Origin of the sequence: Alcanivorax sp. (genome assembly GCF_014762765.1) — a bacterium.
In the GTDB taxonomy this organism is placed as follows: Bacteria; Pseudomonadota; Gammaproteobacteria; order Pseudomonadales; family Alcanivoracaceae; genus Alcanivorax.
In genome coordinates this window covers 1-21947 of the sequence record NZ_JABURH010000108.1, presented here as the reverse complement: position 1 = coordinate 21947, position 21947 = coordinate 1, and the positions used below count along the sequence as shown (strand labels likewise).

Annotated in this window: 24 protein-coding genes; 7 read left to right on the top strand and 17 right to left on the bottom strand. The window is 58.3% G+C overall.

Going from position 1 to position 21947, the window contains the following annotated elements; translation table 11 throughout:
* The first annotated feature begins 47 nt into the window (after positions 1-47).
* Complete coding sequence (locus HUJ17_RS06545; protein WP_290509933.1) at positions 48-1241, top strand: acyl-CoA desaturase; 1194 nt, start codon at positions 48-50, stop codon at positions 1239-1241.
* 91 nt (positions 1242-1332) lie between these two features.
* Here HUJ17_RS06545 and HUJ17_RS06540 read toward each other — a convergent pair whose 3' ends face one another.
* The 14 genes from HUJ17_RS06540 to radC all read right to left on the bottom strand — a co-directional run bounded on the left by HUJ17_RS06540 (position 1333) and on the right by radC (position 12676).
* Positions 1333-3135: a hypothetical protein gene (locus HUJ17_RS06540; RefSeq protein WP_290509932.1), complete on the bottom strand. Its 1803-nt coding sequence runs from the start codon at positions 3133-3135 to the stop codon at positions 1333-1335.
* Positions 3110-3382: a hypothetical protein gene (locus tag HUJ17_RS06535; RefSeq protein ID WP_290509931.1), complete on the bottom strand. Its 273-nt coding sequence runs from the start codon at positions 3380-3382 to the stop codon at positions 3110-3112. The genes HUJ17_RS06540 and HUJ17_RS06535 overlap by 26 nt, the downstream gene beginning before the upstream one ends.
* The gene (locus HUJ17_RS06530; protein WP_290509930.1) at positions 3379-4050 is read right to left on the bottom strand and encodes a tetratricopeptide repeat protein; all 672 of its coding nucleotides are present in this window, start codon (positions 4048-4050) and stop codon (positions 3379-3381) included. Before HUJ17_RS06530 ends, HUJ17_RS06535 begins: the two co-directional genes overlap by 4 nt.
* 16 nt (positions 4051-4066) lie before the next feature.
* Positions 4067-4936, bottom strand: a complete 870-nt coding sequence (locus HUJ17_RS06525) for a type II secretion system F family protein (RefSeq protein WP_290509929.1) — start codon at positions 4934-4936, stop codon at positions 4067-4069.
* Positions 4929-5849, bottom strand: coding sequence for a type II secretion system F family protein (locus HUJ17_RS06520; RefSeq protein WP_290509928.1), 921 nt, complete (start codon positions 5847-5849; stop codon positions 4929-4931). Before HUJ17_RS06520 ends, HUJ17_RS06525 begins: the two co-directional genes overlap by 8 nt.
* The gene (locus tag HUJ17_RS06515; RefSeq protein WP_290509927.1) at positions 5846-7006 is read right to left on the bottom strand and encodes a CpaF family protein; all 1161 of its coding nucleotides are present in this window, start codon (positions 7004-7006) and stop codon (positions 5846-5848) included. The genes HUJ17_RS06520 and HUJ17_RS06515 overlap by 4 nt, the downstream gene beginning before the upstream one ends.
* 11 nt (positions 7007-7017) lie before the next feature.
* Positions 7018-8208, bottom strand: coding sequence for a hypothetical protein (locus tag HUJ17_RS06510; protein ID WP_290509926.1), 1191 nt, complete (start codon positions 8206-8208; stop codon positions 7018-7020).
* 4 nt (positions 8209-8212) lie between these two features.
* Complete coding sequence (locus tag HUJ17_RS06505) at positions 8213-9385, bottom strand: pilus assembly protein N-terminal domain-containing protein (protein WP_290509925.1); 1173 nt, start codon at positions 9383-9385, stop codon at positions 8213-8215.
* Positions 9375-10217 carry a Flp pilus assembly protein CpaB gene (gene cpaB / locus HUJ17_RS06500; protein WP_290509924.1) on the bottom strand — a complete coding sequence of 281 codons (843 nt, stop codon included), beginning with the start codon at positions 10215-10217 and terminating at the stop codon, positions 9375-9377. The genes HUJ17_RS06505 and cpaB overlap by 11 nt, the downstream gene beginning before the upstream one ends.
* 58 nt (positions 10218-10275) lie before the next feature.
* The gene (locus tag HUJ17_RS06495; RefSeq protein ID WP_290509923.1) at positions 10276-10734 is read right to left on the bottom strand and encodes a TadE/TadG family type IV pilus assembly protein; all 459 of its coding nucleotides are present in this window, start codon (positions 10732-10734) and stop codon (positions 10276-10278) included.
* 26 nt (positions 10735-10760) lie between these two features.
* The gene (locus tag HUJ17_RS06490) at positions 10761-10988 is read right to left on the bottom strand and encodes a Flp family type IVb pilin (protein WP_290509922.1); all 228 of its coding nucleotides are present in this window, start codon (positions 10986-10988) and stop codon (positions 10761-10763) included.
* A 425-nt stretch (positions 10989-11413) separates the two neighbouring features.
* Positions 11414-11581 carry a 50S ribosomal protein L33 gene (gene rpmG, locus HUJ17_RS06485; protein WP_007151127.1) on the bottom strand — a complete coding sequence of 56 codons (168 nt, stop codon included), beginning with the start codon at positions 11579-11581 and terminating at the stop codon, positions 11414-11416.
* Positions 11582-11602: 21 nt separating this feature from the next.
* Positions 11603-11839 (bottom strand): 50S ribosomal protein L28, encoded by a 237-nt coding sequence (rpmB, locus tag HUJ17_RS06480; RefSeq protein ID WP_035248690.1) that lies wholly within the window; start codon positions 11837-11839, stop codon positions 11603-11605.
* Between the two features lie 162 nt (positions 11840-12001).
* Positions 12002-12676 (bottom strand): DNA repair protein RadC, encoded by a 675-nt coding sequence (radC, locus tag HUJ17_RS06475; RefSeq protein ID WP_290509921.1) that lies wholly within the window; start codon positions 12674-12676, stop codon positions 12002-12004.
* A 186-nt stretch (positions 12677-12862) separates the two neighbouring features.
* Here radC and coaBC point away from each other — a divergent pair, with 186 nt between their 5' ends.
* From coaBC to slmA, 5 genes are all read left to right on the top strand, one after another.
* The gene (gene coaBC, locus HUJ17_RS06470; RefSeq protein ID WP_290509920.1) at positions 12863-14062 is read left to right on the top strand and encodes a bifunctional phosphopantothenoylcysteine decarboxylase/phosphopantothenate--cysteine ligase CoaBC; all 1200 of its coding nucleotides are present in this window, start codon (positions 12863-12865) and stop codon (positions 14060-14062) included.
* A 41-nt stretch (positions 14063-14103) separates the two neighbouring features.
* Complete coding sequence (gene dut, locus HUJ17_RS06465) at positions 14104-14556, top strand: dUTP diphosphatase (RefSeq protein WP_290509919.1); 453 nt, start codon at positions 14104-14106, stop codon at positions 14554-14556.
* A 19-nt stretch (positions 14557-14575) separates the two neighbouring features.
* Positions 14576-16966, top strand: coding sequence for a phosphomannomutase/phosphoglucomutase (locus HUJ17_RS06460; RefSeq protein WP_290509918.1), 2391 nt, complete (start codon positions 14576-14578; stop codon positions 16964-16966).
* A gap of 200 nt (positions 16967-17166) precedes the next feature.
* The gene (gene argB, locus HUJ17_RS06455; RefSeq protein ID WP_290509917.1) at positions 17167-18066 is read left to right on the top strand and encodes an acetylglutamate kinase; all 900 of its coding nucleotides are present in this window, start codon (positions 17167-17169) and stop codon (positions 18064-18066) included.
* A gap of 236 nt (positions 18067-18302) precedes the next feature.
* On the top strand, positions 18303-18890 hold the full coding sequence (gene slmA / locus HUJ17_RS06450) for a nucleoid occlusion factor SlmA (RefSeq protein ID WP_290509916.1): 588 nt from the start codon (positions 18303-18305) through the stop codon (positions 18888-18890).
* A 39-nt stretch (positions 18891-18929) separates the two neighbouring features.
* Here the strand turns inward: slmA and HUJ17_RS06445 are convergent, their stop codons facing one another.
* The 3 genes from HUJ17_RS06445 to rph are packed head-to-tail and all read right to left on the bottom strand — an operon-like array spanning position 18930 to position 20941.
* The gene (locus tag HUJ17_RS06445) at positions 18930-19541 is read right to left on the bottom strand and encodes a hypothetical protein (RefSeq protein WP_290509915.1); all 612 of its coding nucleotides are present in this window, start codon (positions 19539-19541) and stop codon (positions 18930-18932) included.
* An 11-nt stretch (positions 19542-19552) separates the two neighbouring features.
* The gene (pyrE, locus tag HUJ17_RS06440; protein ID WP_290509914.1) at positions 19553-20215 is read right to left on the bottom strand and encodes an orotate phosphoribosyltransferase; all 663 of its coding nucleotides are present in this window, start codon (positions 20213-20215) and stop codon (positions 19553-19555) included.
* Between the two features lie 9 nt (positions 20216-20224).
* Positions 20225-20941 (bottom strand): ribonuclease PH, encoded by a 717-nt coding sequence (rph, locus tag HUJ17_RS06435; protein WP_290509913.1) that lies wholly within the window; start codon positions 20939-20941, stop codon positions 20225-20227.
* Between the two features lie 158 nt (positions 20942-21099).
* On the opposite strand from rph, the gene HUJ17_RS06430 reads away from it, so the two are divergent.
* Positions 21100-21947 (top strand): YicC/YloC family endoribonuclease (locus HUJ17_RS06430; protein WP_290509912.1); only part of this gene is annotated, 848 nt, incomplete at its 3' end.

Genomic DNA, 21947 nt, shown 5'->3' with positions numbered 1-21947 from the left:
CCCGACTGGGCACAATAGGAACTCCGTTTTTACCTTGTGCGACTTTCATGCTGAATTATCTGAGCAACGGCCTGCTGGCCCCCAGCCTGGGTGCCCTGATCCTTATCACCCTGGCCATGACCCACATCACCATTGTCGGTGTCACCGTCTACCTGCACCGCTATTCCGCCCACCGGGCTCTGGAACTGCACCCGGTACTGAAGCATTTTTTCCGTTTCTGGCTGTGGCTGACCACTGGCCAGAACACCCTTGAGTGGACCGCCATCCACCGCAAACACCACGCCAAGTGCGAAACCGAAGAGGACCCGCACAGCCCGCAGGTCAAAGGTATCCAGAAAGTCCTGCGCGAAGGCGCCGAACTGTACCGCGAAGAAGCGGAAAACCAGGAAACCCTGAACAAATACGGGGCTGGCTGCCCGAACGACTGGATCGAGCGCAACGTCTATTCCCGATTCCCCATGGGTGGCGTCACCCTGATGGCCGTGATCGACTTGCTGCTGTTTGGCGCTGCCGGCATCACTGTTTGGGCCGTTCAGATGATGTGGATCCCGCTGTTCGCCGCCGGCGTCATCAACGGGATCGGTCATTACTGGGGCTACCGCAACTTCGAATGTGCCGATGCGTCACGCAATATTTCTCCCTGGGGCATCCTGATTGGTGGCGAAGAGCTGCATAACAACCACCACACCTACCCCAACTCCGCCAAGCTGTCCGTGCGCCGTTTCGAGTTCGACATGGGCTGGGCCTGGATTCGTCTGTTCGAGATACTTGGCCTGGCCAAGGTGAAAAAGGTCGCTCCCAAGCCGGCCTTCGAGAAAAGCGCCAGCAAAGTGGATCTGGATGCCCTGCGCGGCATCATGCAGCACCGCTTCCAGGTAATGGCCAACTACCGCAAGACCGTGATTGTGCCGGTATTCAAGCAGGAGCAGGCTCGCGCCTGCGACGCTACCCGCGACCTGTATGCCCGTGCTCATGCCCTGTTCCACCGCGACATCAGCCTGATCAAGCCCGGACAGAAAAAGCGCCTGCAGACACTGACGGAAAGCAACGAAACCCTGGATGCCATCTACCAGTTCCGCCTGCGCCTGCAGGACATCTGGTCCCAGACCAGCCGTAACTCGTCGGAAATGGTGGAAGCGTTGGAACAGTGGTATCACGATGCCCGCGAGTCCGGCATTGCTGCCCTGCAGGAGTTTGCCGATCAGCTGACCCGCTATCGGCCGGCTACGGTATCGCACTGATCCTCTCTCTGCGATATCGAAACACCAAAAAAAGGCCGCATTTTGCGGCCTTTTTTGTGGTTGTCAGATGATCATCCTCCAGGATTCGCCCTCACTGATCAGGCGCCACCACAATATTTTCGATCAGTTGAACACCCTCCTGGTTGGCTGCACTGATATTGACACTGATCCCCCCCAAGCCGACACCCAGGGTCCTCAGCAAAGGGTTAATCACGGCCTGAGCCAGATTCGATATCACGTCGTCCAACAACGCCAACACCGGATCCAGAATAGGCTTCAATAGCGGCGTAAGGTTGATCAAGCCAAAACTGCTTTTAAGCAACGATGCCTCATTAACCTCTACATCCAGATCAAGACCGGACAACCCATCACCCAGATCGCTGTACCTCAACTGATCACACCCATCGACAGGGTCACAATACAGATCATAGCGCGGATCCATGAATACCGTTTCTTCCACGCCGGGCACCAGACCATCCACTTCTGCGTTCAGGTAAAGTATGCCGTCAATAGGAGGGAGCAGCCCCGACAACAGGGTCAACCTGCCAACAGTCGCTTCCAGCGGCTCAGGCTGTAACTCGCCATCCGAGGTCAATGTCCCGGTTACGATACGAGCCACTTCCCGTTCAAGATTAACACCGAACTCGACCGTGTTTGCCGTACCACGGGCACAGTCCGCAGACACCAGCTGGCCTGCACCGCCACCGGCATTCACTGCCAGAGGAATCGTCAAATCAGCAAGCGAAAACGACAACAGCCCACCAATGTTTATCGGTAACAGCTCCACATCAGTCGACAACTGAAGAGTCAGATCCGGGGCATAGAAACTGGTTACCCATTCACCGTCCGCATTCTGTCGGGCCGGCCCCACGGCCACCGTAGGCGGCTCCCCCACATTCAAACCCAGGTCCACAGCCGTGATATTGGCAATCAACGGAATGGAAAGATTGTTGATATTGAGCGGCAAAGACAGCACCCCACCTTCTCCAGCTTGCTGCTGCTCCGCCAGATTGAGCACCAGGCTGATGACCAGATCATAGACTGGAAATTCGCTGGAGTCGGGGACAGAAGCATTCTCCGCAACACTGATAATATCGGCCACCTTGATGGTCTCTATCCCCTGAGCCGTTACCAGATCATCCAGCATATCCGCCACCGGCGCAGCAGTCCCGCCAACATCACGGAGTGCAGCCGCCAGGGTAGATGCCTCAAGCGGCAGTAGCTCCACCAGATCATCGACCCCGGCTGCAGAGAGCAGATCTCCAAGTTGTACCGTGGCGTTTTCAAGACTGTTCAGGTCGGTCGGGTCCAGTCCGAACCCAGGCTGATTGAGAACCACGCCGAGAAGACTGCCGAGCAAAGTGGCATCACCACCGACGCCGGCTGTACCCCCGGCAGCACTGATGGTTGCCTCCACTTCCTTGCGCACGGCGGCGTTGACTGAAATGTCGATGCCTCCGAACACCGATTGCGGCAACAGCATGGATATCGGTTCGGTACGCGTATGACTTACCAGTACCGCATTACTTTCTTCAATTAAACTAACAGGCGAGAAAGCCACCACACCATCATTGTCGCTATCTTCAATCACACCAAGCTGCACCTGCAAAGCAGCGGCATCACCCTGAAACCCCTGGGCGGCGGCAGCTGCCAATGCACGCTGTTGCACCACGGCAGAGCTGGGAGCCTGCCCACCGCATGTCTGAGCCTCCCCCGCGGCAGCCTGGGCTGCCACATTCACCTGGGCCTGCATCTCACTGCGCAAGCTGTACAGGCGAGCGCCGTCCAGCGCCATTACCGTGAGAATAATGACGAACAGCAGCAATAGCGGGGTAATGACCGACAGGGCCCCGCGCTGCCGGAAACGATTAATTGCCGTCTCGGGTCTGTTCACCGAAACTTTCCGGTATTGCGGTACGGAAGGAATCTGCCAGGCGGCGCTGGGTATCCACATAAAGCGGTGCCGCCAGCTCACTCTGCCCTGCAGGGCGGGAATCACGCTGCTGGTTGAGCAGCCAGTCGGTGACTGTCTCCGACTCATTGCTCACCACCTGACCGGAAACGCCAAAGCTATAGGCTTGCTGTGGCTCCGCCGCCAGTACCGCCCCCGGGAATATCAGTATCAAGGCCAGTTTCTTCATTGCCGGGTCCTCCCGAACTGTTCACTGAGTTTCTCGGCATAGGCAATTTCATCCTCCGAAAAACCATAATTTGACTGTAACGCCTGCAGGCCCTCACGGTCATCGGTCATCAGATAGGCCACAGCCAGATTCTGACGAACCGGCCCCTTGCCATTGGCCAGTTCCAAGGCGGTGCGCAGCTCGAAAGCAGCATCCTCGTAACGACCCACCAACATCAGGGCATAGCCGTAATCATTGCGCACCTGGGAGGTGGCAGGCGCCAGGCTTCGTGCACGCTCCAGGTGCGACAGTGCCGCCATGACTTCATGGCGCTTGAGCAGCACCATACCCAGACCATGGCGACTGCGACCATCATCACAGCGGTTGGCCAGGGCACGATACACCTGCTCGGCCTCATCCAGCTTGCCGGAGGCCGCCAATAACTGGCCGTAACGCAACCAGTGATCGATAGCGCTCATCGGTTTACTTTCCAGCTGGGCCAGAGCTGCGTAATTCCGGCCCTTGGCCATCAGGGTATCAACCATTTCCAGATCCACGCGCTGTTCTGGCTGCAATGCCTCCTTGCAGGCAATTGATGACACATCCACTGTTCCCGGGGCCGACTCCGGCACTGACTGATGGGCACAGCCCGCCAGCAATACCAGAGCTCCCCAAACCATGCCACGCATGTCGTTACTCCCTTTGTTATCGTGCCAATGCATCGGCAATGGAAATCACCGCCGGGCCGCCGATCAAGATAAACAGTGCCGGCAGCATGAATGCCATCATTACCACCGTCATCTTGGCGCCGATCCGATTGGTTTCCTCCCGAATGCGGTTACGTTCCACGTTCTGGGCTTCTTCAATGATTTGATCCAGGCTGGTGGATACACCTGCACCCAGTTGACTGCTTTGCTTCATCAGCACTACATAGCTGCGCAGTACCGGAATGCGTTTGTTTTCGCCCAGTTCATCCAGCGCCTGGGTCCGCTCCGCGCCAGACTTCATGAGCCGGTTAAAGCGGTCTATTCGCATAATGAGAATGGGCAAAAGCGGTCGCCCCTGGCGGCCGATGATGCGCAGCACTCGTTCCAGCGAGAGCCCCGCCTCCATCAGCATTCGCGTCATGTGACAAAGTTCTACGGCTTCCAGGTTCTGTCGCAACTCGGCCTGGGCACCCATGCCACGAATCATCCGCCGCGGCACAATGAACCCTGCAGCCGATGCCAGCAGGCCACCCAGCAAACCAAAAACCAGAAACCCCACCAACGCCACCAGACCCGGCAGCAGCCAGCAGGACAACAGGTAAATGACCTGGGATTGCTCCCGGCTCTTACCCATGCCGGCTAATGCCTGGCGAATTTCCTGATAGTCTCCTGAAGCAACAGAGGATTCGGTCAGTGCACTGGAGAGCTTCCACAGCCAGAAGCCCCTATCCTCATCATCCCGATGGTTTCCGCTATCCTGCAAACGCTGGCTGACCCGCGCACGCAACGCCCAATCCCGAGTCTTGTATACCAGCCACACTGACAAGACCGACAGCAAAATAGCGAGAATCAGCAGCACATTATTCACGGCCGACCCCCTGTATCATTCGCCAGATCACGAGCACACCAAGGCCCTGCAGGATACCGGCAATTATCAACATGGTATGGCCGGTGTCCGTATTCAGTAGCACCTCGGCATACTTCTCGTTAATCAGCATCATGTAGGCAGCCATACCCAGCGGCAGCAGGGTAAAGGCGCCAGCGGTAAATCGGGTCTCCGCGGTTGAGGCAAGAAACTCCCGCCGCAGCTCTTGCTGAGAACGCAGCGATGTAGCCACCTGCTCCAGAACAGGCCGAATGGAGGAGCCGAACCGCGCGGAAGTTCGTAGCGCAATAGAAACCAGCACCAACGATGACACCTGGTAAAGCCGGGAAAAGTCTTCAAACAAACCGGTGTAATCGCGCCCGGATTCAATCGCACTGCGCAGCCTGAAGGTCAGCGGTGAAAACACCGGCGGCGCATCCTGGAAGGACTCCATTAACGACGCCTCCAGCGACCGACCGGCACTCATATAGCGTAGAGTCGACTCCATGATTCCCGGCAGTGATTCAAAAATCATCCGCCGCTGCTGCTGGAAGCGAAACCGCCAGTACATCCAGAGGCTCGCCGCCATCAGTACCAACACCACGGCTGCAGCAATAAAACCGGAAGATGCCAGAACCAGCACCACAACCAGAAAGATAACGATACCCAGTAGGGATAGCTGCACTCTGGACAAGCGAATATCGGCCCGCAACAGAAGTCGTTCCAACGGACCCGCAACCACCCGCACCTGCCCCGGCTCTCCACCGATCTCCACGCGCTGCTGCAAACGCTGACGCACCCGCTCGGTCAACAGGCTGCGCTGCCGATAACGAAACCAGACGAGCTGCATGAGCACCGTCAGCACGGCAATAATGCCGAGCAGCTGTGCCATACCAAGCAGCTCAACCGCACTCATGTCTGACTCCGGTACAGATAATCCATGTGGTACAGATCATTCTCCGTAGGCGTCAGTGCTACCACCTCGCTGACCCGACGGCGGCCATCGGGCAACCTTTCCAGCTGAATGATGATATCCAGCGCCGAACCGATCAGTCGCCCGATGGCAGTTTCACTAGCCTCATATCCGCTCACCGCCAGCAATGTTTCGATACGCACAAGCGCATCACGGGTGCTGTTGGCATGGATGGTACTCATGGAACCGTCATGGCCTGTGTTCATGGCCTGGAGCAATTCAATGATCTCGTTGGAGCGTACCTCACCGAGAATAATCCGGTCCGGGCGCATCCGCAGAGCATTGATCACCAACTCCCGTGCACTGATACGACCTTTGCCTTCGGTATTCGCCGGGCGGGTTTCCAGACGCACTACATGGGGATGATTGAGAACCAGCTCGGCGGAATCCTCGATGGTGAGAATACGTTCCTGGCGAGGAATATACTGGCTGATAAGGTTCAGCATGGTGGTCTTGCCGGTGCCGGTGCCACCGCTGATGATGATGTTGCGCCGCGACTCCACTGCCTTGACCATGGTATCCAGACACGCCTCAGTCAGCGAACCACTGTCAATCAGCTCCTGGGCACCCAAGTGATGACGGGTGAATTTACGGATACTGATGCTGGGGCCATCCAGGGCCAGCGGCGGAATGATCGCATTGACCCGGGACCCGTCCGGCAGACGAGCATCCACCATGGGACTGGACTCGTCCAGCCGCCGCCCCAGGGGAGCGAGCATACGGCGAATCACCCGCACCACATGATCGTCGTTGATGAATCGCACCGATGCCTTTTGCAGGACCCCGGCCACTTCAATGAAGACGCTGTCCGGGCCATTTACCAGAATATCGTTGATACGAGGATCCGCCAGCAAAGGCTCTAACGGTCCATAACCGGTTACCTCGTCCAGCGTATCGCGAACCAGCTGATTAAGATCCTGAGTGGACAGAGGCACCCGGTTCAGGGCGATATGCTGCCCTACCGCAGTGCGGACGAAATCGGCAAGCTGATCGCGGCCGGCATTGCCAACCTCAATGCCTTCCTCATCCAGCCGCTCCACCACCCAGCGATGGGTGCGATCCTTGAGATGCTGGTATTCTGCGTCGATCCGTCCCGCCACAAGCGCTCCTGCTATCCGTTACTACGCAGTCGTTGCCACCAGTTCTCACCGGCACTCACTTCCTGCTGTGATTCCAGCTTGTTAACCATGGCCTGCAGACCGCGACTGTAACGACAGCGGGGAGACTGCTCCTGAATAGGCAGGCCACTATTCATGGCCATCAGGCGGTGTCGCCAGTCCATGGGCAACCCGCCAAGCAGACCAACCCCAGCTGTCTCCGACAGCTCGTCAAGACCCGGAGGCACCTTGCCCTCCATACCGTCCACCACCAGATGAACCTGGCTGTCACGACCAAGATGGGAGCGCCACTCATTACCCAGGGTCCGCACTGCATGAGCCTGATCCACCAGCGGCTGCATGGTGATCAGCAGATGGCGCGCATGAATGCCAAGGGCGCGCACCCAGTGGCGACTCTCCAGAGTGCCCACATTGATCACGATACGATCAAACATCTGCATCAAGTGATTGAGCGCAATGAACAGATCCGCGCTGCGATCCCCTTCCAGCTCGCGGCTATCGATACCACCAGCCAGCAACCGCAAACCCGGTCGATACTCTTCCAGAGCAGTGCCGATCAGGGTTTCATCCAGAGTTTCCGGGCTCGCCAGCAGGTTTTCCAGAGTGTACTCGTTATGTACATCCAGATAGAAAATACCGCGCTCGGCGGGCTGGGTATCAATCGCCAGGCAACGTTCATTGGGGAACAGTCGATTTAGCCCGAGCGCCACATTCTGGGCCAGAAACCGGGTATCCACCGTGGGGCTGGCGGATGCCACCAGAGTGAGATTATTAGTCGCCGAGCGAACCTGGTCATCATAGTGGCCGACTCTCAGTAACTGATGCCGCCGTAGACGGTCACGCACATCCCCCGCCTCGCTGCCTGCCACAAAGCAATCCCGGGCACCGGCACGCATGGACTGCAGCAACAACTCCTGATTGGCACGACCACAGACGGTGATCACGGTTACCCAGGGGCGGGCACTGGTCAGGGCAGTAATGATAGCCAGCGACTGATCCATATCCGCTTCGGAAATTTCCACCATCACCACATGGGCGGTGGTGGCCTCCAGCAATCGCAGTACACGGGTCAAATCGCTTCTGCTGACCTGTTCAAGACGGAATGGCTCATCCACCACCCGCTCCAGCCAGGCTTCAATACCTTCATCGTCGACGACAGAAAGAACAATGTCATGATCACTCATAGCATCACCAGCTCAGGCCGTGGCGAATTGGCTGCGACCCACGACGACTTTCCGTGGCCATATCCAGCCAGCCCGTACTGCTACTGTGATAGCCCGCACCGGGCAGCGTCACAGGGGGCTCGGTACTCTGTTGCGGTGTCACCAGATGTGGTGTCACCACCATCACCAGTTCCTTGTCATTTTTCTCAATGCGCGAGGAGCGAAAGAAGGCACCCAACAACGGGATATTACCGATGCCCGGCAGGCGATCACTGTTGTTGATGGTGTTACGGCTAACCAGACCACTAATGATAAAGGTCTCACCCGGCGCCAGAGACACCGTGGTTTCCGCACGCCGCACCCTCAGGCCCGGCACAGCCACGCCCCCGGTTTCAACCCCGGCAGAGAAATCCAGTTCGGATACTTCCGGCGCCACCTTGAGAATAATTTGACCGGCATCAATCACCGTTGGGGTGAGGCTAAGACCGATACCGAATTCCTTGAATTCAATTTGCACCCCGGTGTTATCACTGCGAATAGGGACAGGAAACTCGCCACCGGACAGGAAACTGGCGCTTTGCCCTGACAGACTGGTCAGAGAGGGCTCGGCCAGGGTATAGGCAAACCCACCCGCTTCCAGCGCATTGATTGCCAACACTGAATTGGGGCCAAACCCAAACAGGTTGAAGCCATTGGAACTCAAGGGAGCCGGCACCACTCCCGGCACCTGAAAACCGGTACCGGGAGGCGCAATCCCTACTGCAGACTGGCCATCATTAAATACATTGCTATAGCTCATACCCAGTTGGTTGAGCTCAGAGCGACTGACTTCCAGTACCCGGATATCTGTCTGCACCTGGGTTCCAAAAGGCAAAGAGGAACCCAGCGTCGTCGCCACCACCACCGTGCTGCGCAGTGGCTTGGCCTTGCCGCGTAACCACACCGATATCACTGCCGAGCCCTCGGCCTTGGCGGTCAGCAACAACTCCTCACTGCCTGTCACGGTCAGTGCAGCCACCTTCGGGTCCGAGGTCGCCACCTTGGCCACTGCTTCCGGGAAGTTCAGCACTTTCTGATCCCCGGGGGCCACCCGCATGGTGCCTTGTAGAGTGTCTGCCTGTGCCACGACCGAAAGCGACAGGGAGAACCACAGAACCAGCAATGCCCCGGCTCTCTTCCACAACCCCTTAACGCACATAGGTGCTCCTTGACTCTGATCCCTCATACACTTCCACTTTCTGACCCGGTGTCGCCCGTGGTGCTGGTGCGCGGGTCGCCGGGAACAGATCCTTGTAGTAAACCGGTTTGGCTTTCTTTTCTGAGTCGCTGTCGTCAGCAGCCTTGTCCTGGCTGGCCACTACCGCCAAACGCAGCGTACCTTCTTCCGAGGCAAGCAAAAGTGTAGGCACTTTGTCTTTGGGCACCGCCAACACCACGGTGTTGTTGCGACGCTGTGCCTCGCGATCCTGATCACTGCTGGCAGCCGCCATGGCACCCTTCACCGCCAGCACCTGCAGGCTGCGCAACAGCACCATGGCCGCCGGATTGTCCCGGTCTGCCTTTTGAAATGACACTGCCACATCCACCAGATCACCGGGCTGCAGCAAACCGCCAGCCATGACCACATCATCCACGCCCAAAGCCAGGGCTCGAAAACCGGCAGGCAGGGTGCTGGGCAGAGTGCCACCAGGCTCAAGATGATTTCGGGAAAGCAGTTCGCCCGGACGGGCATATTGACGCAGTTCTTTGCCGGCCACCTTTTCGTCAGCAGTCAGCACGTTGGGGATAGGCGCCGGTGAGGATACGACCGCCAACACCTCTTCATCCAGTGTGTCACCGACATTCAAGCTCTCGGTGACGACCCAGTAACGATAACTGGGGGCTTCCTTGTCGCGCATTTCCTCGCCGGAGGCGTCATCACGGACAACCAGCGACGGCGCCGGGTCGCGACTTAATCCCACCAGCGCCAGTATCAGCGCAACCAACGCCACCACTAACGCCGGCAGCATATAGAGCAGTCTTGATCCCATGTTCTCTCCGGAACATCCCTGTCAAATGTTGATTCTTGTGCCGACCCGACTCTTTAAATCAGAATGCGGCCCGGGCATCCACATCCAGCCGTGCCGGCAGAGGAGGAAAATCCCCCAGCATGCCGAAACTCAGCACCGGCACAATCGGATTGGCTTGATAATTGGGGTATACCAGACTGCAGTGAAGCACTTCCACCCCCCCGGCAATGGTTTCCAGCCCGCAGGCTGACGTTGTATCCAGGTTATCTCTCAGGCTCTCCGGTAACTGCGCCACCAGGCCTGCGAGCGCAGTATTGGCTCTCTGCGTTACAGCAGTGCCGAGGCCACTGGCCTGATTATCGGACCGGTCAACATACAACGCCGTGGATACAGCGGTATCCACGGCGGCCTGCATACGATATTGGGCAAAGAAAGTAAGACCGTAAACCGCCGCACCATAGAGCATGGCAACAACAAAGGGGAAAAGCATCAGAAACTCCAATGCTACCGCCCCTGTTACTCTCCGGCGTATCCGCATATCTCGTACCCGAAAGCGGCTAGCCCTTACGAGCCACCAGCATTGGAGGCGTCAGTGAAGAGGTCTGTAAATGCAGTGTTAATGGTCGTCTGAACCGTTTCATTAGTAGCCAGAACACCGATAATAATGATCAGTGCAGCAGCAAGCACAATATATTCAAGTGCACTGGCACCACGCTGGTTACGCGCACGCCCAGGCATTTGGGTGTACAGGCGGATCATCAACAAACGAAACATATCTTTTAAGGTACTCATAGTGCGCTCCGTTGCACGTCCCTTGAAGTGAATATTGCGTGAAGACATATGCGAAAAAGTGAAGTTCGCATTTGATGCTATGCATCTGTGAGATGCATCACAACTTTCTCTGCGTAGAGTTTTGTTGCGATGCACTTCTTTCTGTAAACGTAGCACCGGAGTACCTGCAGTCGCATTGCAAAAGCCCCATTCGGGCCTGAAAGGTGACGAACGGTGTTTCAAAAGCACAGAATTGCACTTGCATGACAGACAAACATGGCGGCTTTGTGATATTGGATTTACTGCTGAAAAACACAGCCACCGAGCTCCGCCTCAAGGCAATTACCCCCGGCACTCTATCTCTGGGCAGGCTCTGGACATAAAAAAACCCGGAACAAAATCCCGGGTTTTTTATGTCCGTTGCCAGGCAGGCAGCAAGAAAATCGTTACTTGATTTTCGCTTCCTTGTAGGCCACATGCTTGCGCACGACCGGATCATACTTCTTGGTTTCCATCTTTTCAGGATGAAGACGCTTGTTCTTTGTAGTGGTGTAGAAGTGCCCCGTGCCAGCAGAGGACACCAGGCGGATTTTTTCACGAATAGGACCGGCCATGGGTTAGCTCCTTAATTAGCCTTAAACACGCTCGCCGCGAGAACGGATATCTGCCAGTACAGCATCGATACCCTTCTTGTCGATAATACGCATGCCCTTGGAGGTCACACGCAGGCGCACAAAGCGCTTCTCGGACTCAACCCAGAAACGATGGTGGTGCAGATTCGGCTCGAAACGACGCTTGGTCTTGATGTTCGAGTGAGAAACTCTGTTGCCCGTTACAGGGCGCTTACCGGTCACCTGGCAAACCTTGGACATTGTCTTGCTCCGTAAATCTTCTTGCGGGGGGACGGTAGAGCCCCGGAAAAGGCGCGTTTTATACCAATCTGCCGGTCAAGTTTCAAGCGAAATCTCGGATATTCGACCGGACACACCAGGATTCAGGGACTTACCGCAAGCTCGGTACTGGCGCCACCCCATTTACAGTGCCCCGCGCGAGGCCAGAGACACCCAACTGCCATCGCCGATCACCAGATGATCCAGCACCCGGATCTCCATCAGCCCCAGCGCGTCAACCAGTCGCCGGGTGATCGCATGGTCCGACTGGCTGGGCTCGGCCACACCGGATGGATGGTTGTGAGCCAGAATCACCGCAGCCGCATTATGCTCCATGGCCCGACGCACTACCTCCCGGGGGTATACCGCCGCCGCATCAATAGTGCCCTGGAACAGCTGCTCGAAGGCAATCAGGCGGTGCTTGTTATCCAGAAACAGACAGGCAAACACTTCATAGGGCAGCCCGCGCAGACGAGCGGTCAGTAATTGGCCGGCCTTGTCAGGATTATCCAGCGGCACCCCACGCTCCAGCGGCTCGGCCAGATATCGCCGACCCAGCTCCAGCGCCGCCAGCACCAGGGCCCGCCGGGCCGTACCCATACCCGGCAACCGGGCCATACGCTCTGGCCCGGCATCCAGCAAGGCCCGCAGACCACCCCCTGTAGCCAACTGTGTTCTGGCCAGATCCACCGCCGTCATGCCCTGCTGCCCGGTACGCAGAAAAATTGCCAGCAGCTCCGCATCACTCAGCGATTCCGGCCCTCGCGCCAGCAGCTTTTCCCGCGGCCTTTCATCCGCGGGCCAGTCAGTGATTGCCATGCCGTTTCCTTCCCCCGTAACGCCTTGATATTCCATATCATTGTGAAGTGGGCAGCGCTCATACCTTAGTGCTACCCTATGCAGCCTATGTAATAGCAGGGTTCCGGCTTCCACGGCACCGGTGATTTGCCCTTGCTGCTGTAAGCCACCGCCGTAAACGTCGCTATCGCTGCGCAGGATTTCGTCATGCATCGTCTGGTGAACAAACGCATCCTTCTGGGAGTCACGGGCGGGATTGCCGCCTATAAAGCCGCCGATCTGGTTCGTCGCCTGCAGGATGTGGGCGCCCAGGTGCGTGTCGTGATGACCCAGGGTGCTTGCGAATTCATTACCCCGCTCACCATGCAGGCCCTGTCCGGGCATCCGGTGCACACCACCTTGCTGGACCCCACCGCGGAAGCCGCCATGGGCCATATTGAGCTGGCCCGCTGGGCGGATCTGGTGCTGATTGCGCCTGCTTCGGCCAACTTCATGGCCCGCCTTGCCCACGGCCATGGCAACGACCTGCTTGCCACCCTTTGCCTGGCCACCGGCGCCCCTATTGCCATCGCCCCGGCCATGAATCAACAGATGTGGGCTGACACCAGCACCCAGAAAAACCTGCTGATCCTGCAGGAGAAGGGCATCAAGGTCTTTGGCCCCGGCAGCGGCAGCCAGGCCTGCGGCGAGGTCGGTTCCGGGCGCATGCTTGAACCGCTTGAAATCATCCAGCATGCCGCCGAGGTCTTCGATTACCAGTTGCTCACCGGCAAGCATGTGGTGATCACCGCCGGCCCCACCCGTGAAGCCATCGACCCGGTGCGTTACATCACCAACAAGAGCTCCGGGAAAATGGGCTTTGCCCTGGCCGAGGCCGCCGCCGAAGCCGGTGCCCGGGTCACCCTGATCGCCGGCCCGGTAAATCTGCCCACTCCGTCACGGGTAGATCGGGTGGATGTGAGCCGGGCGGTGGATATGTTTGAGGCCTGCATGAAAACGGTGGAGGAAGGCTGCGACGTCTTCATCGCTACCGCCGCCGTGGCGGACTACCGCCCCACCGTCACCGCCGACCACAAGATCAAGAAATCCACCGAGGAAATTCACCTCACCCTGGTCAAGAATCCGGACATCGTGGCCTCAGTGGCAGAGCACAACAAACGCCCCTTCACCGTGGGCTTTGCCGCTGAAACCCGGGATGTGGTGGCCTACGCCCAGGCCAAGCTGGTGAACAAGAAACTGGACATGATCGCCACCAACGACGTATCCGGTAGCAATGTGGGCTTCAACAGCGACAACAATGCCCTTACCGTCATCTGGCCTGGAGGGCACAAGGTGCTGCCACTGGCCTCCAAGGCCCAGATTGCCAAGCAGCTGATCGAATTGATTGCGATACGGTATAAAGATTAACGCTGGCGTTTGAAGCGTGACGCCTGACCAAAGGGAAAACCATGAAACTGCAATACCGCGTTCTCGACCCCCGACTGGGCGACAGCATTCCATTGCCCCATTACGCCACCGACGGCTCCGCCGGGCTGGATCTGCGAGCCATGGTCAAGGAGTCGCTGCGGCTGGAACCAGGACAAACCGAGCTGCTGCCCACTGGCATGGCCATCCACATCAGCGATCCGGGTTATGCGGGCATGATCCTGCCTCGCTCCGGGCTGGGCCACAAACACGGCATCGTGCTGGGTAACCTGGTTGGCCTGATCGATTCCGACTACCAGGGCGAATTGATGGTGTCCTGCTGGAACCGGGGCAACCAGCCATTCACCGTGGAACCCGGCGAACGTATCGCCCAGCTGGTCATCGTTCCGGTGATGCAGGTGCAACTGGAACAGGTGGATAATTTCACCAACAGTGAGCGGGGCAGCGGCGGCTTCGGACACAGTGGCCGTCACTGAGGCATGACCGGGAGGGGACATGGGCAATAAGAAGAACAAACGCGCAGACGTCAACGCATTCAAGCCTCTGGCACCACTACTGATTGCCGCCCTGGCAGCCATACTGGTAGCTGGCGGTGCCACCTGGTTTTATCAGACCAGCGTCGCCGACGCGGAACAACAACAGCACCATGCCAACCAGCTTGCCCAGTCCATCGCCAACCTGGGCCATGCTCATATTCAGGCGCATCAGCAGCAACTGGCACTACTGGCCACCCGTAACGATGTGGACCAGGCGCTCTCCAACAACACCATCGCGGATTTCAATACACGCCATCACCAATGGCTGCCCGATGCCAGTCTGCGACTGGTACCTCGGCGGGGTGCGGACACTGACGACTTCAGCTATACCTCTCAGGAACTGCTCAAGGAAGTCCGTCTGGGCCGGTCTCCAGGACCTGTGATCATCGCCGGTCAACCTCCGACGCTGATTCTGGTGAAAGCCACTCGCAATCAGAACGGCGCCCTGTTGCTGAAAGTGCCTCTCACCTCACTGACCCAGACCCTTCAAGGGCTTGCCCCTTCCGGTAGCCAGCTGCAGGTAAAATTCGCGGGCAGCAACCTCTTCAGCCTGCCCGGAAACAGCAACGTTGCCCAGGCCGAGGCTACCGCCGGCCCGGTGGTGGTTCAGCTGACGCTACCGCCCACCGGCAGCAATCTGTTGATGATCAGCACCTTCGTCGTGGCCCTTGGTATTGTGCTGTTGTTAATCGGCACCCTGGTGGTCAACCGTCTACTGGCTCGCTTTCTCAAACAGGACTGTGCTGAACTGGTCCGTTACTGCGATGAGCTGGCCCGACAGCCCGGCGTCAGCGCGCGTAATCACTTCCACTTCTCATTGTTTACCACTGTCAACGATGCCCAGGCCCGGCTTGCCAGCAAGCTGCGAGAGCGCGGAGGCTCAACGCGCCCGACCGCCAGAAAGCCGGCGGAAGCCCTGGTGGTTGAGGAAGAAAGCGACGATGGCATTCTGCTGGTGGACGAAAAACAAGGGGAAACCCTTCCCGACAGCATTTTCCGCGCCTATGACATCCGCGGCGTAGCCGGCGACACCCTCACCGCCCAGGGCGTGTACCTTCTCGGTCGCGCCATTGGCAGTGAAGCAGGCGAAGCGGGGCAACAAAGCGTGCTGGTGGCCCGTGATGGCCGTCTGTCCAGCCCTGAGCTGAGCCGATCCCTGATCAAGGGGCTGCTGGAATCCGGCCGTGACGTAATCAATCTGGGACTGGTGCCCACTCCAGTGCTCTATTACGCCACCGAGGTGCTGGAAACCCGTAGCGGCGTCATGCTCACCGGCAGTCACAACCCGGCCAGCCACAACGGTCTGAAGATCGTTATCAACGGCGACACCCTTTACGGCGAGCGCATCACTGCACTGCAGGAACGGATCCGCAACAAGGCCTTCAGCGAAGGCAAGGGCCGCGAAGAAGAACGCGATATTACCGACCGCTACCTGAGCGATATCACCAGCGATATCGTACTGGCCCGTCCACTGAAGATTGCCATCGACTGTGGCAACGGCGCTGGCGGCGAACTGGCACCACAGCTGTTCGGGCAACTCGGCTGTGAAGTCACCCCCCTGTATACCGAGATCGACGGCAATTTCCCCAATCACGCCCCGGATCCGGGCAACCCGGAGAATTTGGCCGACCTGATCCGCATCGTGCAGCAGGAAAATCTGGATCTGGGGCTGGCCTTCGACGGCGATGCTGACCGGGTCGCGGTGGTCACCAACAGCGGCGAAATTATCTGGCCGGATCGTTTATTGATGTTGTTCGCCAAAGATCTTCTGGGCCGCAGCCCCGGCGCGGACATCCTGTTCGACGTAAAATGCAGCCGGGCTTTGCCGGCCATTATCCGGAAGAGCGGTGGCCGACCGATGATGTACAAAACCGGGCATTCGCTGATCAAGGCAAAAATGAAGGAATGCGGCGCACCTCTGGCCGGTGAGATCAGCGGCCACATCTTCTTCGCCGACCGCTGGTTCGGCTGCGACGACGGCCTTTACGCCGGCGCTCGCTTGCTGGAAATCCTGTCCCTGCAGGATGACAGCGCCGGGCAGGTGTTCGATGGCCTCAAGACCGGACTCACCACTCCGGCGCTGTACATCGATGTGAACGAAGAGAACAAGTTTGCTCTGGTAGATGCCCTTGTCGCCCGCGCCGAACAATTCGCCGGCGGCCGCCCCACCACTATCGACGGCCTGCGGGTGGACTTCCCGGACGGCTGGGGCCTGGTGCGCGCCTCCAACACCACACCATCGTTGGTAGCCCGCTTTGAGGGCCGCGACGAAGAGGCCCTGGAAAGAGTCAAAGAACAGTTCCGCAAGCATCTGCAAGCCGTGGATGACAGCCTGGAATTACCGTTTTGAGTTAGAATTGCGAAAGACGAGTTGCAAGTGACAAGTTGAAAGTTACAACGCGAACGGTGGCCGTGCCATATGATGAAATCCGCCGCCGCGCTCACTGGGGCCGGCACGCGGGCACGGCATGGAATCAACGACAAACCCGCCCGCGCCTTGTACCTTTTAACTTGTAACTTGCAACTCCCCGGCCACCCCAAGGAGAAGTAATGGACACCAACAGTGCCCACGATACCGCCCGGATTCTGATCGAGGCGCTGCCCTATATTCAGCGCTTTTCCGGTGCCACCGTGGTAATCAAGTACGGTGGCAATGCCATGGAAAACGACGAGCTGAAAAACAGCTTCGCCCGTGACGTGGTAATGCTGAAGCAGGTGGGCCTCAACCCGGTCATCGTTCATGGCGGCGGCCCACAGATCGGCAGCCTGCTGGAGCGTCTGGGCAAGGAGTCGAAGTTTATCCAGGGCATGCGTGTCACCGATCAGGAAACCATGGACGTGGTGCAGATGGTCCTTGGCGGTCTGGTCAACAAGGATATCGTCAATCTGATTCAGCACAACGGCGGTCAGGCCATCGGCCTCACCGGCAAGGATGGACGCCTGATCAAGGCCCGCAAGATGCTGCTCAAGGCCCATGACGAAAACGATCCGGCTCTGCAGACATCGGAAATTATCGACATCGGTCACGTGGGCGAAGTGCAAGGCATTGATACCACCATCATCGACCTGATTGCCGGCAGTGATTTTATTCCGGTAATCGCCCCCATCGGCGTTGATGAAAACGGCATCAGCTACAACATCAACGCGGATCTGGTGGCCGGTAAAATGGCCGAGGTGCTGCGCGCCGAAAAATTGATTCTGCTCACTAATGTGGCTGGCCTGAAAGACAAGCAAGGCAAGGTCCTTACTGGCCTCAGCGCTGAGCGTGTCGACGAGCTGATCAAGGATGGCACCATCCACGGCGGCATGCTGCCCAAGATCGGTTGTGCCCTGGATGCGGTGAAAAATGGGGTACACACCGCCCACATCATCGACGGCCGGGTGTCCCACGCGGTGCTGCTGGAGATCCTCACTGATCAGGGGATCGGGACGCTGATCAGCAAAAACTGAGTGGCAAGTTGAAAGTTTCAAGTTGCAAAGCGCGGGCTGGCTTGGTGCTATCTGGAAGGGCCATGCCTGCGCTGACAGATGAGCATTCGTGATGTAAAACATCACTTCCAACAATAAGCATAGTCTTTGCGGGTTTTAACCGCACGGTGAAGCGCGGGTACGCACTTCCAGGCATCATTCGCGCCTTGCAACTTTCAACTTGAAACTTGCAACTAAAAACAAGGGAACGACGCTACATGACCGAAAAAAAACCGTCGCGCAAAGAGCAGATTCTGCAGTCGCTCGCCCACATGCTGGAAGCGGCGCCCGGGGGGCGCATTACCACTGCGGGCCTGGCTCGGGAAGTAGGAGTATCCGAAGCCGCCCTGTACCGGCATTTTCCCAGCAAGGCGAAAATGTTCGAAGGGCTGATCGAGTTTATTGAAGAGGCCATCTTCTCCCGCATCAACCGCATCACCGAAGCAGGCAATGCCGCCAGCCAAGTGGAACAGATCCTGGCCCTGATGCTGGCGTTCACCGAGCGCAACCCGGGCATTACCCGGCTGCTTACCGGCGATGCGTTGACCGGCGAGAACGAGCGCCTGCACCAGCGTATCCAGCAGTTCTATGATCGGGTGGAGAGTCAGCTCAAGCAGGTACTGCGCGACGCGGAAATCAAGGAAGGGCTGCGCACCCGGACAACCCCGACTATTACCGCCAACCTGCTGTTGGCAGTGGTCGAAGGTCGAATTGCCCAGTTCGTTCGCTCAGGTTTCAAGACTCGCCCCAGCCAGGACTGGCAGGCACAGTGGGAGCTACTGACCCCTACTCTGTTTCGGGAATAGCTATGCAGGCGCCTGTAGGCAGGCGCCTGAAGAAAAGGCTTAACGTTCCTCCTCTTCGATTTCTTTCAGTCGCTGAATAATCGGCGCGAACTCTTCCCTTGCCGCGTCGATATCAGCCTCAAACCCTGCCAGTTTTTCTTCTGTCGCATCTATCTGACGCTTCAGTCTCTCAATGACTTCATGTACGCCTTCCGGCACCTCGCGGCCCGCTCGTTCATTGCGGGCCGCCACTGCAATTTCGTCATCCAGCTTCATCTGCAATTGGGCCAGGCTGTTTTCTTCATAGCTGATGCTCAGCTCCAGGGCATCGATCTTGCGATCCCGGGCACGCACCGCATCCTCCGGGCCCGCATAGAGACGCAGCAACTCCTTGTCTTCACGGGCCTGGCGGGCCCGCTGCAGACGAATCTGCCGGGCCTCTTCGTCATTCAGATTGACGCCTTCCACATCTTCAAGCACCCGACCGTGTTGGTCCAGCAGCTGATAACCGTTACGCATGGCGTCAGTGGTGAGGGTACGGTTCAGGTGGACTACACCATCGGCTGTCACATGACGAAAATAGGCACCGTCCGGCATGCGCTCACTGGCGCGCTGTCCAAATCGCGCCGCCAGTGTTGGCGCTGACAGAATCAGCACCAAAATCAGAGCCATAAATCTCATTATTATTCCACTCCATAACGCTCCCGGTACTGACGCATACGGTACACCATAGGCTCGCTATCCGGTTGCTGTTCCAGCCAGTGGATAATATCGTTCATCGCCACGATACTGCCCACCGGCACCCCCAGAGATTGTTCCACTTCCTGAATCGCTGACAGACCCTTGCCCGCCTCGGAAGGCTCCTTGCCGCATTCCTGGCGATCCAGAGCCACCATGACCCCCGCCATGGTGGCATCGGTTTTCTCGAACAGGGCTGCCACTTCACGGATGGCAGTGCCGGCGGTAATCACATCATCGATCACCAGCACCCGGCCTTGTAAGGGCGCCCCGACCAGCCAGCCACCTTCGCCGTGATCCTTGGCTTCCTTGCGGTTGAAGGCCCAGGGCAAATCGCGGCCATGGTGCTCAGCCAGCGCCACTGCCACTGCGGCCACCAGCGGAATCCCCTTATAGGCAGGCCCGAACAGCATATCGAATTCCTGCCCGGAGGCGACGATGGCATCCGCATAATAGCGACCCAACCGGGCCAGCGCCTCACCGGTATTGAAAGTGCCCGCATTGAAGAAGTAGGGGCTCTTGCGACCGGATTTGAGAGTGAATTCGCCGAACTTGAGCGCCTCACGCTCCTGGGCAAAACGCAGAAAATGCTTCTTGTAGTTCTTCATGGTCCGTCCTTACCAGCCCAGCGCCTGCTGCTGGGCCTGAATGATTTCACCAATGCCCTTTTCCGCCAGCCCCAGCAGGGTATCGGACTGTTCACGGGTGAAGGGAGCGCCCTCCGCGGATCCCTGGATCTCGATAAAACCACCCTGCTGGGTCATGACCACATTCATGTCGGTGCCGGCATTGGAGTCTTCCGCATAGTCCAGATCCAGTACCGGCTCGTCCTTGTAGACGCCCACGGATACCGCACCGACCAGGCCGGTGAGCGGGTCGTCCTTGATCTTCTTGGTTTCCAGCAGGTGGGTAAAGGCATCCACCAGGGCCACACAGGCGCCGGAAATGGACGCGGTGCGGGTACCTCCATCGGCCTGCAGCACATCGCAATCCAGGAAGATTGTGCGCTCACCCAGCTTTTTCATGTCCACAGCCGCGCGCAGGGAACGACCGATCAGACGCTGAATCTCCAGGGTACGACCACCCTGCTTGCCTCGGGACGCCTCGCGACCGGAACGGGTATGGGTAGAACGGGGCAACATGCCGTACTCGGCGGTGATCCAGCCCTGGCCCTTGCCCTTCAGAAAGCGCGGCACACCTTCCTCCACGGACGCGGTACACAGCACCTTGGTATCCCCGAAAGCGACCAGCACGCTGCCCTCGGCGTGAACGGTGTAATTGCGGGTGAAGCTCAGTTCACGCAGCTGATCGTGGGCTCGGCCGGAAGGACGCATGGAAACTCCTGAAGTGTCTTGAATGCAAAAGGGTCGCCATTGTAGCAAAGGCAGGGGCGGTTCTGCCTGCTTGCTGGGTCATTAGGCCCGATGGGCCCTCGTGGTCTAGACTATGAGGCCCGTCCAACCGCTGTTTCGAGGTTCACATGATCTGCAGTATGACCGCTTTCGCCCGCGCCGACCGTCACCTGGAAGGCTACAGCCTGGTCTGGGAGATCAAAGCCGTGAACCACCGCTACCTGGAGGTGAGCCCGCGCCTGCCCGACGCCCTGCGCGCACTGGAAAACGGCGTGCGTGAAAAATGCCGCAAGGCGCTGGCCCGGGGAAAGGTGGAAGTGACACTGCGCTACCAGCAGGACGACAGCGAGGTCTCCCTGGAGCTCAACGAGGAGTTGGTAAAGCAGCTTTCCGACGTGTCCCGCCGGGTCGGTGATATCGTCCAGCATCCGGGCCAGGTCAACCCCATGGAAATCCTGCGCCATCCTGGCGTGCTCAGCACCCGCAAGCTGGATGTGGAACTGCTGCAGAACGAATCCCTGTCCCTGCTGGACGAGGCTCTGGAAGCGCTTATCGACACCCGCCGCCGGGAAGGCGAGCAACTGGGCCAACTGATCGTCGACCGACTGGATGGCATCGGCACCCAGATCGAGATCGTCAAAGCCGCCATTCCCCGCATCAAGGAGGCCCAGCGCGAACGCCTGCGCACCCGTATCCAGGACGTGATCGAGTCCCCGGACCCGGACCGCCTGGAGCAGGAGCTGGTCATGCTGGCCCAGAAAATGGACGTGGACGAAGAACTGGATCGCCTGGTGACCCACGTCAACGAAGTGCGCCGCATTCTCGGGAAGGGCGGCCACATCGGTCGCCGCCTGGATTTTTTGATGCAGGAACTCAACCGCGAAGCCAACACTCTGGCGAGCAAGTCCGTGGACAGCGAAACTACGGCGGCGGCGGTGGAGTTAAAGGTACTGATCGAGCAGATGCGGGAACAGATCCAGAATATCGA

Excerpts from the sequence above, each read along its gene's own strand:
- HUJ17_RS06545 (WP_290509933.1), top strand. The coding sequence starts at position 48 with ATGCTGAATTATCTGAGCAACGGCCTGCTGGCCCCCAGCCTGGGTGCC.
- HUJ17_RS06535 (WP_290509931.1), bottom strand. The coding sequence starts at position 3,382 with ATGAAGAAACTGGCCTTGATACTGATATTCCCGGGGGCGGTACTGGCG.
- HUJ17_RS06530 (WP_290509930.1), bottom strand. The coding sequence starts at position 4,050 with ATGCGTGGCATGGTTTGGGGAGCTCTGGTATTGCTGGCGGGCTGTGCC.
- HUJ17_RS06520 (WP_290509928.1), bottom strand. The coding sequence starts at position 5,849 with ATGAGTGCGGTTGAGCTGCTTGGTATGGCACAGCTGCTCGGCATTATT.
- HUJ17_RS06510 (WP_290509926.1), bottom strand. The coding sequence starts at position 8,208 with ATGAGTGATCATGACATTGTTCTTTCTGTCGTCGACGATGAAGGTATT.
- HUJ17_RS06505 (WP_290509925.1), bottom strand. The coding sequence starts at position 9,385 with ATGTGCGTTAAGGGGTTGTGGAAGAGAGCCGGGGCATTGCTGGTTCTG.
- cpaB (WP_290509924.1), bottom strand. The coding sequence starts at position 10,217 with ATGGGATCAAGACTGCTCTATATGCTGCCGGCGTTAGTGGTGGCGTTG.
- HUJ17_RS06495 (WP_290509923.1), bottom strand. The coding sequence starts at position 10,734 with ATGCGGATACGCCGGAGAGTAACAGGGGCGGTAGCATTGGAGTTTCTG.
- HUJ17_RS06490 (WP_290509922.1), bottom strand. The coding sequence starts at position 10,988 with ATGAGTACCTTAAAAGATATGTTTCGTTTGTTGATGATCCGCCTGTAC.
- rpmG (WP_007151127.1), bottom strand. The coding sequence starts at position 11,581 with ATGGCCGGTCCTATTCGTGAAAAAATCCGCCTGGTGTCCTCTGCTGGC.
- rpmB (WP_035248690.1), bottom strand. The coding sequence starts at position 11,839 with ATGTCCAAGGTTTGCCAGGTGACCGGTAAGCGCCCTGTAACGGGCAAC.
- radC (WP_290509921.1), bottom strand. The coding sequence starts at position 12,676 with ATGGCAATCACTGACTGGCCCGCGGATGAAAGGCCGCGGGAAAAGCTG.
- coaBC (WP_290509920.1), top strand. The coding sequence starts at position 12,863 with ATGCATCGTCTGGTGAACAAACGCATCCTTCTGGGAGTCACGGGCGGG.
- dut (WP_290509919.1), top strand. The coding sequence starts at position 14,104 with ATGAAACTGCAATACCGCGTTCTCGACCCCCGACTGGGCGACAGCATT.
- HUJ17_RS06460 (WP_290509918.1), top strand. The coding sequence starts at position 14,576 with ATGGGCAATAAGAAGAACAAACGCGCAGACGTCAACGCATTCAAGCCT.
- argB (WP_290509917.1), top strand. The coding sequence starts at position 17,167 with ATGGACACCAACAGTGCCCACGATACCGCCCGGATTCTGATCGAGGCG.
- slmA (WP_290509916.1), top strand. The coding sequence starts at position 18,303 with ATGACCGAAAAAAAACCGTCGCGCAAAGAGCAGATTCTGCAGTCGCTC.
- HUJ17_RS06445 (WP_290509915.1), bottom strand. The coding sequence starts at position 19,541 with ATGGCTCTGATTTTGGTGCTGATTCTGTCAGCGCCAACACTGGCGGCG.
- pyrE (WP_290509914.1), bottom strand. The coding sequence starts at position 20,215 with ATGAAGAACTACAAGAAGCATTTTCTGCGTTTTGCCCAGGAGCGTGAG.
- rph (WP_290509913.1), bottom strand. The coding sequence starts at position 20,941 with ATGCGTCCTTCCGGCCGAGCCCACGATCAGCTGCGTGAACTGAGCTTC.